Genomic DNA, 17,328 nt, shown 5'->3' with positions numbered 1-17,328 from the left:
CATTTAATCTTCTGAAGTATTATTAATTAATATTTTACTAATTCGTTTTCTATTGCATTTAAGTATTATAAATTCATGTCCTTCATAGCTAACCTTATCATTAACTTGGGGATACGAATCTAATTTTGAATAAACCCATCCACCTATAGTATCAATATTTTCCTCTTCAATATTGATTTTAAGAAGCTCATTTATATCCTCAATAATAACTTTTCCATCAACAATATAATTACCATCCTCTGTTTTATTTATCTCTTCTCCTTCTTCTTCATCAAATTCATCTTGAATCTCTCCAACAATCTCCTCTAATATATCCTCTGCTGTAACTAAGCCTGAGGTTCCACCATACTCATCAATTATTATTGCCATTTGCATTTTTTCTTTTTGAAAATCCTTAAAAAGTTCGCTTATTGAAATAGATTCTGGAACAAATTTAATTTCACGAATAATATCCTTAATACCTTTATTATTCCCCTCAATTTTTTGCCTATATAAATCTTTAATATGTATGAAACCAATTATGTTATCCTTGCTTTCTTTACATACTGGATACCTTGTAAGTTGAGATTTTAAAGTAGTTTCTATTATTTCATCAAAGGAATCTTCAATAAATATACATTCCATATCGGTACGCGGTATCATTATTTCCTTTGCTGTTTTCTCTGAAAAATCAAATATATTATCCACAAAAGTAAGTTCGGTTTGATCTATTAATCCATGCTTATAACTTTCCTCAACAAGCAGCTTTATTTCCTCGTCTGTATGAGCTTCCTCATGCTCCTCTACTTGAGTAAGCCCAAATAACTTTAAAACTAAATTTGTACTATGGTTAAAAAGCCACATTATAGGATAAGTTACTTTATAAAAGGTAATAAGCGGCAGTGCTGTGTACATCGCTATTTTTTCTGTACCTAATATTGCCAAGGATTTAGGTGCAAGTTCACCAAGTACAATATGAAAACCTGTTATAACTATAAAGCCCAATACAAAAGAAATTGAATGCACTAAAGCATCTGGGATATTAAACAAGTGGAATATAGGCATAAGCAAGCTTGCAACAGCTGGCTCTCCTATCCAACCTAATCCCAAAGATGCCAGGGTAATTCCAAGCTGGCATGCAGATAAATATGAATTTAGCCTACTAATTACTTTAAGAGTATATTTTGCATTCTTATTTCCTTCAAACACTAGTGTCTCTATTCTTGATTTTCTCACTTTAACCATTGAGAATTCTGTTGCTACAAAAAATCCATTCATAAATACCAGTAGAAACACTATTATGATATTCAATAAAATAATCATATGTAGTCCCCTTACAAAACAAATATTTTATTTATAGTCTAACCATTTATACCTCAAACAATAAATTTTTATGATAAATATTATTTTCTACAAATTTACCAACACTTTTTTCAACACCTAATATTTTTTATCATAAAGTGTTGCCTTTCTGTTGTTTTACACTACATTCCTTGATGTTTCAGTGTTTTCCTTAATCCACTGTTTTTTGGCATGGTTCTTGCTATATTTAATAATATAAAGCAAAGGAGGTTTTAAGTAATGACATATATTATTTTAGCCAGCCATGGTGGTCTAGCAAAAGGTATGAAAGATACCCTAAGTATGATTATCGGAGATGTATCCATGATTGAGGCTTTCTCATCCTATAGAGATGAACATACAACTATTAAAAGTGAAGTAGAAAAAACAATTAAAGAAAAATATAATCAAAATAATATCTTCATATTAACAGATATTTTTGGAGGAAGTGTTAACACAGCAATGATCTCCTTATTAGAGGATTATCCTAAACTGCATATTCTTTCAGGAATGAATTTATCTTTAGTTATTTCTCTCACTACACAAACCGATGAAATTTCTGAAGAATCTTTAAAACAAATTATTTATGAAAGTAAGCAAAGCATAATTGATTGCAATCAATTGCTTAAACAATATAAACAAACAAGGAGGTAAATTTATGATTAAATTAGTTAGAATTGATCATCGTTTATTACATGGACAAGTAGTTTTTTCATGGACAAAGAGTTTAGGTATTTCAAGAATTATTGTTGTAGATGACGCAACTGCTAAGGATGAATTTAAAAAAATATCATTGAACTTATCAAAACCTGTTGGAGTAACATTAAACATTTTTTCAGTAGAACAATTACTATCTAAAATTGAAAAAGTAGAACAATTAAGCGAAAATATTATGCTTGTTTTTGGAGGAACTAAAGATACCTTGAATTTTTGCAAGGGTTATTCCAAAATTACTGAAATCAATTATGGTGGAATTGCCAACAAAGGAAATTCTAAAAAGTACAGCAATGCTATTTTCTTAAATGATGATGAACTGGAAGATTCAAGGCAACTAAAACAAATGGGAATAAATTTGTATATGCAGCAAGTACCTACTTCCAAAAATGAAGATTTAACATCTAAAATATAAAAACTAAATAAAAGGGGGTAAATAAGATGTTAATTAAATCAATTTTATTAGGCATCATTGGTATAATATGCATTCTAGATTCTAGACTCTTGGGTAGATCAAACTTAGAGCGACCACTAATAGTTAGTACGTTAGTAGGAATTGTACTAGGGGATCTTCAAAAAGGATTAATGGTTGGAGCTTCTCTTGAATTAATCTCACTTGGTCTTGTAAATATAGGTGCTGCAGCACCTCCAGACATGAACATGGCATCTATCATTGCTACTGCATTTGCAATTTTATCAAAAGCAAATCCACAAGCGGCTTTAACTATTGCAGTTCCAATTTCAGTGTTGGGACAATTAATTGGAATATTACTAAGAACTATTCTTTCCAATTTAACGCATACAGCTGATTCGCTTATTGAAAAAAGTGAGTATAGAAAAGCATGCAATATACACATTGTATGGGGAACAATCTTATATTCATTAATGTACTTTGTACCTATTTTCTTAGCAACTTATTTTGGCACAGATTTAGTTAAAAACATTGTAACCTCTATTCCTTCATGGCTGACAAATGGTTTAACTTTAGCAAGTGAAATTTTACCTGCCTATGGTTTTGCTTTGTTACTTACTACTATGCTCTCTAAAAAAATGCTGCCATTTTTACTTACAGGTTTCTTTATTACAGCATATTCAAAATTAAGTGTAACTGGTGTTGCAATTTTTGCTTGTGTAGTTGCTTTTGTTTTAGCCGAACTTAAATTCAACAATAATAAAAACGTTAAGGACTCATTAGATCTTTGATGATAAGGGGGGAATTGTAATGAGTAATAAAACAGAACTAGCAAAACAAAAAGATCCAAATAAGTGGAAATACAGAAAATTTTTATGGCGTTCATGGGCAATTCAAGATTCTTGGAACTATGAAAGGCAAATGAATATGGGTTTTCTATATGGAATTGCTCCTATATTGGACAATATTTATAAGGATCCAAAGGATGATGAATTGAAAAAAGAAGCTTATAAACGTCATATGTCATTCTATAATTGCACTCCTCAGACAAGCTCATTTGTTTTAGGCTTATCTGCTTCAATGGAAGAGCAATATTATGAAGATAGGGAAAACTTTAATCCTGAATCAATTAGTGCAATAAAGACTTCACTTATGGGACCTCTGTCTGGAATTGGCGATTCTTTTTTTCAGGGAACTATTCGTATATTAGCCTTTGGTTTAGGTATTAATCTAGCAAAGCAAGGAAGTATTTTAGGTCCTATTTTAGCAATGCTCATTTCCATTATTCCATCGTACATTGTTACTTATTATGGCGGTAAAATTGGTTACTTAATGGGAAATAAATATTTAACAAAACTTTATAATGAAGGCCTTATGGATAAGGTGATGTACATGTGTTCTGTTGTAGGTTTAATGGTTATAGGATCAATGATGGCTAGTATGATTGGAATAACAACACCAATTAAATATGGCAGTAAATTTGTTTTACAAACTGTATTAGACAGCATTGCTCCACAAATTATTCCATTAGGATTAACTTTCTTTATGTATTGGCTTTTAAAAAAGAAAGTTTCAACAGGATGGATGCTTGTTATTTGTATTGCAGGTGGAATTATCCTAAGTGCACTTGGAATTTTTAAATAAGCTTAAGCTAATATTCCTTAAGAATATATTATATATAAAAAATATTAGGAGGTATTAATAATGACTTCAAAACAAATCATTAAAGAAATTAAAGAAAACCAAAAGGAAATTAAAAGTGTTATTTTTGTAGGCTGTGGTGCTTCAAAAGCAGAATTATACCCAGCAAAATATTTTTTAGATAGCAATGCAAAAAATATACGTGTTAGTCACTATACAGCAAATGAGTTTAATTATGCAACACCATCATCAGTAAACGAAACAGCTATTGTAATTGCAGCTTCTCTAGGTGGTACAACTCCTGAAACTGTAAAAGCTGCTGGTAAAGCTAAAGAACTTGGTGCTCATGTAATTTGCTTAACACACTCAGCTAATTCTCCTCTCACTAAAAATTCTAATTATGTTATCTGCCATCGCTTCAGTGAGAATTATGCAGCTAAACTTGAAAAAATGGGCTATGCTCTTGAATTATCAGTAGAAATTCTTGAACAATTTGAAGGTTATAAATATTATGAAGACATGCAAGCTGCTTTTAGTAAAATTTACGATTTAGCACAAACTTCTGCAGAATCAGCTATAGCAGATGCAAAAAAATTTGCTGAAGCTTACAAAGATGCTCCTCAAATTTATGTAATGAGCAGTGGAGCTACTACTGAAGTTGCTTACTCCACTTCAATTTGCCTAATGATGGAAATGCAGTGGATTAATTCTGGAACATTCCATTCAGGAGAGTTCTTCCATGGACCATTTGAAATAGTAGATAAAGATGTTCCATTTATTTTACTAATGAACGATGGAAGCACTCGTCCAATTGATGCACGTGCTTTAACCTTCTTACAACGTTTTAAAGCAAAAGTATCAGTAGTAGATGCTTTAGATTACGGTTTGTCTTCAGCAATTCCAAAAACTGTTATAGATTATTTTAATCCAATGTTAATTACAGCAGTATTCCGTGTATATGCTGAAGAACTTTCATATTCACGTCAACATCCATTAACAAAGAGAAGATATATGTGGAAATTACAATATTAAAATAAAACCATTATGGAAAACAAGGAAATCGATATTGTTCGGTTTCTTTGTTTTTTAATAAACGGTGACTTTCATATTTAGTAAATTATAACAAAAATTGTCATCTGTTATAATATATATTATTCAATAACCACTAAACAGAAGATAACTTTTTATTATAAGGAGGTGTGTTTATTTATGGGAGTAAATATATCTAATTATTTAAAAGAACTAACCAAAGAATTCAATAAAAAAGATATTAAAAATTTTTCTGCTAATTCAATCGCTGAAAACGTACGTTTAAATAGAAGTACTGTTAGTAGTTATCTTAATAAAGAGGTAAAACAAGGCACAATTATCAAGATTAAAGAATATCCAGTAATATTCTTGGACAAAGCTATATTTTCAAATTTATATTTTCCACCAATTCATAATGAATATAATACTCTGGAAGATTTATTAGGAGAAGATCCTAAAACACAAAAAAGAGATGTCTTGAGCAATGTAATTGGCTCTAAAGGAAGTCTAAAAGAGCAAATCGAGCAAATAAAAACAGCAGCACTTTATCCTGGTAATGGTCTTCCTATAATGCTTTTAGGTCCTAGTGGTTCAGGTAAAACATATCTTGCAAAGTGCATCTATAACTACTGCTTAGAACAAAAAATTATTAATAAGAACTCTGCGTTTATTTCTTTAAATTGTGCACAATACTACCATAACCCGGAACTATTGTCTAGTTTATTATTTGGTTATACTAAGGGCGCTTTTACCGGAGCAGATAAAGACAAAAAAGGTTTGATAGAAAATGCTGACGGTGGAATTTTATTTCTTGACGAAGTACACCGTTTAACGGAAGAAGGACAAGAAAAGCTTTTTACTTTTATGGATTCAGGAGAATATTCTCCTATCGGCGATAACAGCATTAAAAAAAGAGCTAAAGTACGATTGATTTTTGCTACTACTGAATCTATTCAATCAGCTTTTTTACCTACTTTTATTCGTAGATTACCTGTTATTATCAATATTCCAAGCTTTTCAGAAAGACCTAAACATGAAAAGATCCATTTAATTGATAACTTTTTTTTACAAGAAAGTAAAATTATGCAACGTATCATTCAGGTTTCTAAACAAGTAATTTCATTTTTACTTTTTAATAATTTCGAAGGTAATGTTGGGAAAATTAAAAATATTATTAAATACAGTTGTGGAAGCAGTTATGCAAAGATAAAAAATCAAAAAATAATTAAAGTCCGTATTTCTGATCTGCCAACCGGCAGTGTAGATCAGTTAAAAGAAAGCTTATATCATCAAATTTCTAATAGATATCAGGACAGAACCTATGATTTTACAAAACCAGAATTATTAGCAGCTAATAACAAAGAACAGGTAAATCTTAAATCAACCTATTTTCAATTTATAGATGGATTTAAGCGTCTTGAATCAGGTGGAATCACAAGCGAATATTACATTAATGATATGATGAATAATGTTAACTTGTTATTAGATGATCTAGTATTTAATTCACAAGTAAATAACAATGAATCTTTATTTTCAATACTAACTTTTAATATCAGATCAACCTTTAAATATATGGAAGAAAACTACGGTTTTGAGCAAGATGGAAATAAAATTATATCAATAGCACATTTGCTTTATTTTAAAGAAGAACGTGAAATTTTAATCAACCATTCAGAATGGTATAGTATTCGTCCAAAACTCATTAATTTTATTGATATGCATATGGGAAATAGTTTATGGCTAGCTAAACGTATGCTGTCACACTTAAGCGATAGATTAGATTTCCCGATTTTAGATGAAGATTTAATTTTAATTTCTTTCTATTTAAACGGCATGAATATACAGGATGTAAAAAATGAAATCAAAAGCATTATTCTAGCTCATGGCTACTCGACAGCAAGTAGTATAGCAAATGTAGCAAATAGAATGTTAAAGAAAAACTTTTTTCAAGCTATTGATATGCCAATTGATACTACAATTGATAATATTGAAAGTAAAATATTGGATTTCATTGATAATAACAACATAGAAAAAGGACTAATTTTATTAGTAGATATGGGCTCCCTATCTGAACTAAATGTTCGTTTAAAAAACAAGCTTAAAGGACCTTTATTATTGATAGATTTTGTTTCCACTCCTTTAGTCTTAGAAATTGGCAGTTTACTTCTGCAGAAAAAAAATATAGGCGAAATTAGTGAGCAATTTTTGAAGGGCATTAAAATTAACAAACAACTAGTTTATCCAGCAGAAAAAAAGAAAAAAGCAATTTTGACATGCTGTTATACTGGCATGGGGAGTGCAATTCAAATTCAAGAAATACTTCATAATAGTTTAAATCATTCGAGTCCTTTAGTCTCTATTGTACCTTATGATTATCGTAGATTGAAACAGAATAAGCAAAAAGAGCTGCCTTTTCAAATCTATGAAGTACTAGCTATCATAGGAACTGCTGATCCAAAAATTGAAGGGGTTCCTTACATTGGTTTAGACCATCTAATCAGCGGGGAAGATATTGAGGATTTTATTAACATATTAAATTGTAATTTTAAAATTAACGAAACACAATTGAAAAAGGATTTAGTATTTAAATTTTCACTAAAAAGAATTATTGGAAAGCTCACAATATTAGATGTAAATAAGGTACTAACTTTCGTACAAGATGCTGTTGATAAAATGGAAGAAAAGTTCGATATAAAATTATCTAATAATAAACGATTTTTATTGTACATTCATTGCTCCTGCATGGTTGAAAGAATACTCCGAAAAGAAGAAGTTGACATGCAAGAAGATATTAAAGAATTCATGCAAAAACAAAAAAGAAAAATGGAGATTATTCACTTTTCCTTTAACGAAATTGAAAAGGAGTATACTATAAAAATTTCAGATTTGGAAATTCGTCTAATTTGTGATATCGTATTTAATGATTAAATGGAGGTAAATATTTTGAAAAAATCAGTTGTTTTTGATATGGATGGTGTTCTAGTTAATACCGAATACTTTTATTTTAAAAGAAGGATGAAATTTTTTAATGAACTTGAAATAAGCCCAGGTTCAAAACAAATTGATGATTTCATAGGCTTAACCAACTCAATGATTTGGGAAATGCTAGTTCCAAAAGATACTAAAAGACGCAAAACCTTGCAAGAAAAATATGTTAAATACTGCAATGAGCATCCAGCTTATTTTCCCAAATTATTAAATCCTTCTGTAAAAAAACTTTTTAAAGAATTAAAAGATAAAAAAATAAAAATAGCTATTGCTTCTTCTTCAGCTAAAAGTGAAATTTTAAGAATGCTGAAAGAATGTGAACTTAAAACTTATGTTGATTTTGTAATAAGTGGAGATGAGTGTAAAAAAAGCAAACCAGATCCTGAAATTTACCGTTTGGCTACTAATGCTTTAAATTCACTTTCAGAAGAAGTACTAGCCGTTGAAGATTCTATGCTTGGAATCCGCTCTGCAAAATCAGCTGGTTTAACTGTAGCAGCTTTAGCACAAAAAGATTATTATGCTAATCAAACTGAAGCAGATTACAAAATCAATGATTTAATTGAAATAACTTCAATAATCTAAAAAAATTGCGAAGTAACAATGCTTATTCACATTAAAAAATTTCTATAAATCAAAGGTGAAATACCCATATAGACAAGAATTTTGGAGGTAAACATGAGTAAAATATTAGTGGTCTTTTACTCCTTTTCTAATACAACAAGAAGGTTAGCAGAAGAAATAGCCAAACAAACTGGAGGAGATGTTAGGGAACTAATTTCTGAAAAACACTATGCCTTCAATTATAATACAGCAACAAAGGAAGTAAGGCGTGAAATTGAGATAGGCTATATTGCCCTAAACTACTATCCGGCAATGAATCAGTTGCTTCCTATGATTACATTTTTTTAGGAACCCCAAATTGGTTTAAATCATTTGCTCCACCTATATTAAGTTTTTTAAAAGACGTTGATTTACATGAGAAAACCATTATTCCATTTTGCACTCATGGCGGTGGTGGCTTGGGACAAATTCAAATTAACATCAAGAAAGAATGCCCAAAATCAAGAGTCCTTTCTGGATTTGCAGCCATGAGTAATTTTGATAATCAGCAAGTTAAAAACTGGATTAAAAAATCGGTTTATAAAACCAATAAATTTAAAATATCTACAGAAGAAGATATTGCATTTAAAATAATCAAAAATGCAATAAGTCCATTAAATCCATTGAAAATACCTAAAATAAAGTGAAAGATTTTAGCGGTGCTTTGCATTAGCATAGTGACTATCTTTTTTCACCGCCATAAAGACAAAATAATCTTCTATTTCCCATATTTTCACTCCACCAAATATGGATATCAATTTATTTTTATACCAGTCTTTTCTTTTAGTGACCATATAGATTTTTCCACCAATGACTAGCCTGTTAAAGCCCTTTTCAATGAATTCCTTTGGGACATTGAAATCTGCATGATACGGTGGATTGGATAGTATCAATGAAAAATCTTTTTCTGGCAAATCTCTAAACCCATCACTTTGGTATACTTTAACTTCAGATACGCCATTTAGCAAAGCATTTTCTTTGGCGCATTTAACTGCTGCACTCATCTTATCTAACATGACTACATTAGAAGTACCTATAGTTTTGGCCGCTAAAACACCTACTACGCCATAACCACATCCTAAATCTAATACCCTGTCACCTTCAGTAAAATCTACTACAGACAACATTGCTAAAGTACCCTTATCAATACCTTGAGGTGAAAAAAGCTCAGGTACCACTTTAAACTTCATATCGATATTTTTAACTTTAGCACTGATTATAAAACTTTTGTTCACAATATATTCCTCCAATTATATCCACCTACACGTTGAATATTTCTATATAACACCTAAGAGTATTAATTTCTTTCTTAATTTCACTATACTCTTTTTCTTTAATTTTATAAAGTTTATTCCAGAAAAACACGTAACCAGAAATTAATCAACCTTATTAACATATTCTCGGCAACATCTCACCGTCTAAAGTATTTAGAATTCTTTCGCCACCAAATGAATTTTCTACATACACAATACGTTCCGAATCCTCGGTAAAACTTCCTATAATACTTGCATCTTTGCATTGTTTTAAGCTGCGCAGCCTGCCCAAAATCTCTTTAGCAACTTCACTTTTCGCTACAATTATAACTCGTCCCTCGCATGCCATATAAAGTGGATCTAAACCTAACATCTTGTTTACTCCCTGTACCTCTCTTAAAATTGGAATATTTTCCTCTACAAGTTTTATACCTAACCCCGATATGCTTGAAATTTCATTTAATATTGTAGCAATTCCCCCTCTAGTTGGATCCTTCATTATTTTCACAAAAGGATAATATTCTTTAATTGCCTCTACAATCTCGTAAACTGAAGCACAATCGCTTTTAATATTGCTCTTTACATCCACACCATATCTTTCAAGCGTTATAGCTGTGCCATGATCTCCTATATTTCCACTTACAATTATTTTATCTCCAGCTTCAATCTTCTTCATTTCGTAATTGTTTTGTATAACACCAACTCCAGCAGTATTTATAAATATTCTATCTGCAGAGCCTTTCTCAACCACCTTTGTATCTCCCGTTACAACTTTGACACCTAAAAGTTTGCATTGTTTTGCCATTTCCTCAACTATTAAATCGAGGATTTCTATTGAGAAGCCTTCTTCTATTATAAATCCTGCGCTTAAATATAATGGTTTTGCTCCAGATACAGATAAATCATTTATAGTTCCACAAACTGCAAGCTTTCCAATGTTGCCTCCCGAAAAAAATAAAGGCTTTACAACAAATGAATCTGTAGTAAATGCCATTTTGCCACTATTTACATTAAATAAAGCAGAATCTATTCCACTAGTTAATATGCTGTTATTAAAGTGCTTATAAAAAATATTTTCTATTAATTCACTTGTATATTTACCACCATCACCATGAAATAATTTAATTGTTTTATTCATAGTTTTCCCCCCTGTATCTAAAATAAATAGAGCATGATCCCTCTGAAGATACCATGCATGGTCCAATTGGATGAGATGGAGTACACTTTTTACCAAAGAAGCTGCAATCACTTGGACACTTTTTCCCTAATATAATTTCACCGCATACACAGCTGTTTTCTCGATTTTCTTTTATTGATAGTTCAAATTTTTTTAACGCATCAAATTCTTCGTAACCTTTGTTTAGATATAAACCAGATTTATTAATTTTTCCAATTCCCCTCCATGTACAATCATCTTTTAAAAAACAGCTTTCAATAATTTCCTTTGCAAATAAATTTCCACTTGAAGTCACACAGGTTCTGTATAAATTTTCAAACTTACTTTGCTTTTGACTTATTAAAAAATATATTGCAGATAAAATATCTAAGCTTTCAAAACCAGTTACGACTGCTGAGATATCATATTGTTCCTTAATAAATTTAAAGTAATCAGCTCCAGTTATGACTGCTACATGTCCTGGACATATAATTCCATTCACTCCACACTCTTTATCATTTAATATAGTCTTCATAACTGGTTTCATAATCTTTAAGCCACTTAAAATAGAGAAATTATTAATATTGCTTTCTTTTGCTCTTTTCACAGCAAGTCCTATTAATGGAGCAGTAGTTTCAAATCCAACAGCTAAAAAAACAACCTCAAAACTTTCATTCTCTTTTGCAATTTTAAGCGCATCTAAAGGAGAATATATTATTTTTATCCTTTTGCCTTTTTGCCTCTTATCTATTAAATTTTCTTCGCTGCCTTTTACTTTCATCAAATCTCCAAAGGTTGTTAATATAATATTCTCCTTATTTAGAAGTTCAATTGCTGCATCTATATAACCTTCCGAAGTAACGCAAACTGGGCAACCTGGTCCTGATATTAAATTTATCTTTGGATAAAATAAATTTCTTATCCCCATTTTTGATATACTTTGTGTATGTGTACCGCATATCTCCATTATATTAAATTCTTCTACATTAGAATTCTTAATTTTATTAACAAGGTCAAGTACAATTTCTTTTTTGTTCATTTTCCACTTCCTCTTGGAATACTTTTTCCAGATAATCAAAATACTCATTATCAATTTTTTCTATTCCAAAACCCGCATGTATTAAAATATAGTCATTTACATGCGGATTTTCTATAAGTTCAATGTCTACACTTTTTTCTATTCCCATAATATCAACCTTTGCTAAATTTTCATTAATAGATTTAATTTTTCCTGGTACTGCAAGACACACTTTAATCACCCCACTTCAGAGCAGATAGTAGAGAGTAGAATGACGGATGATTTATCCTCCTTACGTCGTATAAGTCTTAAAACTTATAATTTTAGCTTCGCTAAAGAAATATACTATGGTTTTGGGCTTAAGCCCATTAGATTTTAAATTTTGTGCTTCAGCAGAAAATTAACCTTCACTTTACTCTCTACTCTGTTTTTTAGTTACTGCTTCTGCTACTGCAATTTGCCCAAATGAAATACCGCCGTCATTTATTGGCGTTTTTGAGTTGAAGAAAACTTCTAGTCCGTTATTTTTTAGTTCATAATATACTGCCTTAAGCAAATGCTCATTTTCAAATACTCCTCCACTTAAAACTACCTTTGATATACTATATATTTTAGACAACTTTAAAACTAAATCACAAGTGAGTTTTGAAATGGTATTATGGAATTTAGCCGATATAGTACCTTCGTTAAGTTTGCAATTTATATCATTAAGTACTCCTTGAAGTATATCTTTAATTTCTATTAAAAAAACATTGTTTTCATTTCTTATTTTGTATTTATAAGTTTCCTTTACATTTTCATCTATTATATTCTCTAAAGCTATGGCTGCTTCCGCATCGTATGTAATAAAATTTTTAAGGCCTATTAAAACTGCAATACAATCAAAAAATCTTCCTAGACTCGATGATTTATAGCAGTTTAGTGATGAATTTAAAGCCTGTATAGCCGCATCTAGTATGTTCTTATCAATATTTTTTATAAATTTACCATCATACCCGCAAAAATACAAATAACTTACAGCACATCTCCAAGGCTCTCTTATTGCTGCATCCCCTCCCTGAATATCTACATATTCGAAATGTCCTACCCTATTAAAGTCCGCTCTTGTCCCAATGAAGAATTCTCCTCCCCATATATTTCCGTCTAGTCCAAAACCAGTTCCATCATATATAACTCCAATAACCTTTTCTGAAATATTGTGTTCTGCCATACAACTAACCATATGTGCATGATGATGCTGTACCCTTATTTTTATTCCTTCTTTTTTATAAGCACTTGAAACATAAAGAGGATGCATATCATACACCCATATCTTAGGATTTACATCCAATATTCCAGTTAAATGCTTTATAACATATTGATAGTTTCTATAACAATTAAAGTCCTGCAAATTGCCCAAATATTGGCTTGTATAAACATAAGAATTTTTGGAAATGGAAATGCTGCTTTTTTCTTGTGCCCCTAAGGCAACAATATTATCTTGTACCTCCATATGTTCTGCCGATGGTGCATAGCCTCTTCCTCTTCTTATAATGCATTCTTCCCCATTAAATACTTTTACAACTGAATCATCAATTGGAACATAAATTTCTCTATCATGCATTAAAAAATAATCTGCTACATTTTTAAGATTTTTAAGTGCGCTGCTGTTTTTATATTCAATTGGGCATCCACTTATATTTCCACTAGTCATTATGAGCACATCTAATTGCTCTAGCAGTAAATAGTGTATTGGAGTATACGGAAGCATAATACCAAGCTTTTTTTGTCCTTGTGCTATATTTTCTGGGAGATCTATATTTTCTTTTTTTCTCAAAATTACAATTGGTCTCTTGCTGCTCTTTAAAATCTCTTCCTCTTTTTCATTTACCTCACAAAATTCTCTTACGGTATTTATATCCTTCATCATAACTGCCAAAGGCTTACTTGGTCTCTTTTTCCTATTTTTAAGTTCACCTATAACTACTTTATTTCTTCCACTGCAAACTAAATGAAAACCTCCTATTCCTTTTACTGCGACTATCTTACCATTTTTTATGAGCTCAATAGTTTCATCAATTACATCTTCACATTTTTGAATTTCACCCTTATTATTAATAATAACCAATGAAGGACCACATTTCTGGCAGCAGTTGGTCTCAGCATGAAATCTTCTATCTCTTGGAGTAGTGTATTCATCCTTGCAGCTGCTGCACATTTCAAAACTGTTCATAGTTGTTCTTCTTCTATCGTAAGGCAGTTCTTTTATTACAGAATAACGCGGACCACACTTAGTACAATTTGCAAAAGCATACCTATATCTCTTTCCCCTTTTATCCATAATATCCTTAAGACAATTTTCACAAGTACCCATATCTGGTGGTATAAATTTTACTGTATCACTTTCCTTAGAACTTCTTTTTATATTAAAATCATCATAATGTAAATATTGTAAGGATACACATCTTACCTTATTTACAACCGCCGGAAATGGTGGATTTTTGACAACTTGAATTACAAACTTCTTGACATTACATATATCTCCAGTTAAATCAATAGTAACAGCTCCACCAGAATTATTTACCCATCCAGTTATTCCATATTTTTTAGCGGCATTATATACAAATGGTCTAAAACCAACGCCTTGAACTATTCCGTATATGTTTATTAAATATCTTTTTTCTGGATTATCCTTCAGCTAAGTCACCCTCTATATTTCTAATAATTGCAGTTTCATCTGGCAAATCGCCAATTTCTATTTTTATCTCTGTGCAAGCATCTATTAGACCATCATTATAACTTCTAAGATATTCAAAAAGATTATTAGAATTTACGTGACTATCCTTGTTTACAATAACAGCCATTTTATTTACTTTTGTAATTTTTCCCCGTTTGCAGCACTCGGCAAGTCCCTGTGATATCTTACTTAACAATATAGTGTCATGCATAAAACCATCTCCTTATTTATTTTATTACTCCTACTTTAGGTAGTCCCTCTAATATTTTTATTCCGCCTTCATGACAAGAATTAAACTGCTTGGTTAAATCATTTCCAGCATATAAGCCAAAATGAGTTCCCCCTCCCCAGGATGGAACCAAACTTAAGTCATATACTATTCCATCAACAGCTACATATGCAGGAATTCCATTAGTCCCATTGTATTTTGAAAGTTCCTCCAAGGTAAATTGCCTCTCATTTTGTCTTAATTTATCGTAGTTCATTAATTTTTCAACTTCATTTCTTATAAGGTTTCCATAGTAATTTTTTAGATATGGGCATGATGTCTTCATCATATACGATGTATAATGGTCAATTTTGTTTAATATCTTTTTCAAGCCAATCCCTCCTAGATTCTAGAAGTAATTTCTTTAAAAACATTTTTTGAAATTATATCAATATTATCTTTAAGTATAATACTTAAGCCATACTTGAAATCAATCTCTGCTACTTCAATACCTATAATATATCCCTTAACAGCTTTAAAGTATAACTTTACTAAATCCATTACGCTGTAACCATGTTGGCTATAATTCTTCTTTTTATGTTCATATTTTTTTAATGAAGTTACAGTTATTTCTCCTGGTTTTGTGCCATAATAAACTGCATCTATAAAAAATACAAAGTCACCATCCTCTATTGAAGAAATTGCATATCCAAGATCTGTCTCTCCTATTACAACTCCTATATTTCTTTTTATAAGTTTTTTCTTAAGTTTTTCTAAAACCACAATAGCAACACCATCATCCTCCATCAAAGTGTTTCCCACTGCAATAACCTTGATTTTCATACTATTACCTTTATATCAATTGGCTCATATTTATCACTTATCAAATGAGTTGCACAAGAAACGCATGGATCAAAAGATCTCATGATTCTTCCAACTTCCACAGGCTCTTTTATATCTTTTATTTTTGTTCCAATTAAGGCTTTCTCTCCAACTCCAAATCTGCCTTTTTCATCCTTTGGACTCATGTTCCATACAGTTGGTGTTATGATATTGTAATACTTTATAAGCTTATTTTCTATTTTAACCCAATGCCCCAAAGCTCCCCTTGTAGTATCTGTTAAGCCAATGCCAAAGCTCTCATCTGGAATATCATATATTCCTTGATCATTTGAAAGTAATTTAATTCTCTTTGTTAGAGCTTCCATAATTCCTATTATCTTTTTAGTTTCTAGTACTCTTGCCACATTTCTATCCATACAGGAGCTTCCACCATTATATTCACCGGAAAGCTTCAATCTAGCCAAAGGACCAACCTCCATAGAATATCCAGCATAATTAGGTGATTTAATAAAACTATATGCTTTTTCCTTAGTTAAATTAATTTCATCGACATTATTTTCCGATGGATTCTCATTTTGTTTATCACTGACATACCAACTATGAAGTATATTTTCTGTTATTTTATTTTTATCAAAAACTTGGCTTTTCCCATCAATTATTACTCCTGGCTTTACATAACTTATTTCAGAATCAGTATAATTATCAAAAACACCATAACTCATAAAATTATTATAGGCTTCACCCATTTTAAAATAGTCTGAGTAATACTTAGAAATGGCTTCCATATCAGCTATCATAATATTATTAATAAATTCTTTTAATTCTAATATTATTGATTTAACCTTTTCTAATTTATATGAATCTATATTTACTGTAACTCCACCAACAAAAATGCCATGTGAGTGAGGAGCCTTTCCCCCAAGTACTGCTAACCCCTCGTGTGCCAATCTACTATATTTAATACTTTGAATACTGTGGGTTGCAATGCTTTTACTTTCTTCTTCAGGAATTCTATAATCATTGTATTGAGTTGAATAAAGCGGACTCACCTGAGGCATCCTTACGTAACTTGGAATTGTTAAATTGTAAAATTGCCTCAAATGATTTTGAATAAACTCAAACCCATGAATTAAATCCCTTATATATAGATCATTTAGACTTACCTGAACCTTTAATGCATCTTCCAATGCCATTGTAGATGCTATTGCATGTGCTGTAGAGCATATTCCACAAATCCTCTCAGTAAAATATATCGCATCTAAAGGCCGCCTCGTCTTAAGCATCTTTTCAAAGCCTCTAAATAAAAGACCACTTGTTTCAGCATCTATAATTGTATTTTCCTCAACTTTCACCTTAGTTTCTAAGAATCCACTAATTCTAGTTATAGGATCAATTGTAATTGTCTTTTTCATATAACCCTCCATTAT

At 30.8% G+C, this 17,328-nt stretch carries 17 protein-coding genes and 1 pseudogene; 8 read left to right on the top strand and 10 right to left on the bottom strand.

What is annotated here, in order from left to right; all coding sequences use genetic code 11:
* Positions 1–3: 3 nt before the first annotated feature.
* Positions 4–1,302 (bottom strand): hemolysin family protein, encoded by a 1,299-nt coding sequence (locus tag LQK79_RS02695; protein WP_053243614.1) that lies wholly within the window; start codon positions 1,300–1,302, stop codon positions 4–6.
* 258 nt (positions 1,303–1,560) lie between these two features.
* On the opposite strand from LQK79_RS02695, the gene LQK79_RS02690 reads away from it, so the two are divergent.
* The 8 genes and pseudogenes from LQK79_RS02690 to LQK79_RS02655 all read left to right on the top strand — a co-directional run.
* Positions 1,561–1,974: a PTS sugar transporter subunit IIA gene (locus tag LQK79_RS02690; RefSeq protein WP_231015428.1), complete on the top strand. Its 414-nt coding sequence runs from the start codon at positions 1,561–1,563 to the stop codon at positions 1,972–1,974.
* Positions 1,975–1,978: 4 nt separating this feature from the next.
* On the top strand, positions 1,979–2,449 hold the full coding sequence (locus LQK79_RS02685) for a PTS sugar transporter subunit IIB (RefSeq protein ID WP_053240723.1): 471 nt from the start codon (positions 1,979–1,981) through the stop codon (positions 2,447–2,449).
* Between the two features lie 26 nt (positions 2,450–2,475).
* Complete coding sequence (locus tag LQK79_RS02680) at positions 2,476–3,237, top strand: PTS mannose/fructose/sorbose/N-acetylgalactosamine transporter subunit IIC (protein ID WP_053240718.1); 762 nt, start codon at positions 2,476–2,478, stop codon at positions 3,235–3,237.
* A gap of 19 nt (positions 3,238–3,256) precedes the next feature.
* Positions 3,257–4,090, top strand: coding sequence for a PTS system mannose/fructose/sorbose family transporter subunit IID (locus LQK79_RS02675; RefSeq protein ID WP_053240719.1), 834 nt, complete (start codon positions 3,257–3,259; stop codon positions 4,088–4,090).
* Positions 4,091–4,150: 60 nt separating this feature from the next.
* Positions 4,151–5,119 carry an SIS domain-containing protein gene (locus LQK79_RS02670; RefSeq protein WP_231015427.1) on the top strand — a complete coding sequence of 323 codons (969 nt, stop codon included), beginning with the start codon at positions 4,151–4,153 and terminating at the stop codon, positions 5,117–5,119.
* 177 nt (positions 5,120–5,296) lie between these two features.
* Complete coding sequence (locus tag LQK79_RS02665; RefSeq protein WP_231015426.1) at positions 5,297–8,044, top strand: sigma 54-interacting transcriptional regulator; 2,748 nt, start codon at positions 5,297–5,299, stop codon at positions 8,042–8,044.
* Between the two features lie 15 nt (positions 8,045–8,059).
* A complete protein-coding gene (locus LQK79_RS02660; RefSeq protein ID WP_231015425.1) occupies positions 8,060–8,689 on the top strand; it encodes an HAD family hydrolase in 630 nt (209 codons plus the stop codon).
* A gap of 93 nt (positions 8,690–8,782) precedes the next feature.
* Positions 8,783–9,237: pseudogene (locus tag LQK79_RS02655) on the top strand (flavodoxin); the annotation flags it as partial.
* Between the two features lie 123 nt (positions 9,238–9,360).
* Here the strand turns inward: LQK79_RS02655 and LQK79_RS02650 are convergent.
* From LQK79_RS02650 to LQK79_RS02610, 9 genes are all read right to left on the bottom strand, one after another.
* A complete protein-coding gene (locus LQK79_RS02650) occupies positions 9,361–9,942 on the bottom strand; it encodes a class I SAM-dependent methyltransferase (protein ID WP_198149874.1) in 582 nt (193 codons plus the stop codon).
* A 154-nt stretch (positions 9,943–10,096) separates the two neighbouring features.
* A complete protein-coding gene (hypE, locus tag LQK79_RS02645; protein ID WP_053240720.1) occupies positions 10,097–11,098 on the bottom strand; it encodes a hydrogenase expression/formation protein HypE in 1,002 nt (333 codons plus the stop codon).
* A complete protein-coding gene (hypD, locus tag LQK79_RS02640) occupies positions 11,091–12,155 on the bottom strand; it encodes a hydrogenase formation protein HypD (RefSeq protein ID WP_231015424.1) in 1,065 nt (354 codons plus the stop codon). The genes hypE and hypD overlap by 8 nt, the downstream gene beginning before the upstream one ends.
* Complete coding sequence (locus tag LQK79_RS02635; protein WP_053240721.1) at positions 12,130–12,366, bottom strand: HypC/HybG/HupF family hydrogenase formation chaperone; 237 nt, start codon at positions 12,364–12,366, stop codon at positions 12,130–12,132. The genes hypD and LQK79_RS02635 overlap by 26 nt, the downstream gene beginning before the upstream one ends.
* 180 nt (positions 12,367–12,546) lie before the next feature.
* Positions 12,547–14,775, bottom strand: a complete 2,229-nt coding sequence (gene hypF, locus LQK79_RS02630; protein WP_331000628.1) for a carbamoyltransferase HypF — start codon at positions 14,773–14,775, stop codon at positions 12,547–12,549.
* Between the two features lie 25 nt (positions 14,776–14,800).
* On the bottom strand, positions 14,801–15,061 hold the full coding sequence (locus LQK79_RS02625) for a hypothetical protein (protein WP_231015422.1): 261 nt from the start codon (positions 15,059–15,061) through the stop codon (positions 14,801–14,803).
* Between the two features lie 16 nt (positions 15,062–15,077).
* Entirely contained in the window at positions 15,078–15,449 is a 372-nt protein-coding gene (locus LQK79_RS02620; RefSeq protein ID WP_269144039.1) for a cytochrome b5 domain-containing protein, read from the bottom strand.
* An 11-nt stretch (positions 15,450–15,460) separates the two neighbouring features.
* Positions 15,461–15,901, bottom strand: coding sequence for a hydrogenase maturation protease (locus tag LQK79_RS02615; RefSeq protein ID WP_231015420.1), 441 nt, complete (start codon positions 15,899–15,901; stop codon positions 15,461–15,463).
* Positions 15,898–17,313: a nickel-dependent hydrogenase large subunit gene (locus LQK79_RS02610; protein ID WP_231015419.1), complete on the bottom strand. Its 1,416-nt coding sequence runs from the start codon at positions 17,311–17,313 to the stop codon at positions 15,898–15,900. Before LQK79_RS02610 ends, LQK79_RS02615 begins: the two co-directional genes overlap by 4 nt.
* Positions 17,314–17,328: the final 15 nt, after the last annotated feature.

The sequence above is a fragment of the Clostridium guangxiense genome, assembly GCF_021043395.1.
GTDB lineage: Bacteria > Bacillota > Clostridia > Clostridiales > Clostridiaceae > Clostridium_S > Clostridium_S guangxiense.
This window is presented reverse-complemented; position numbering and strand designations above follow the sequence as displayed.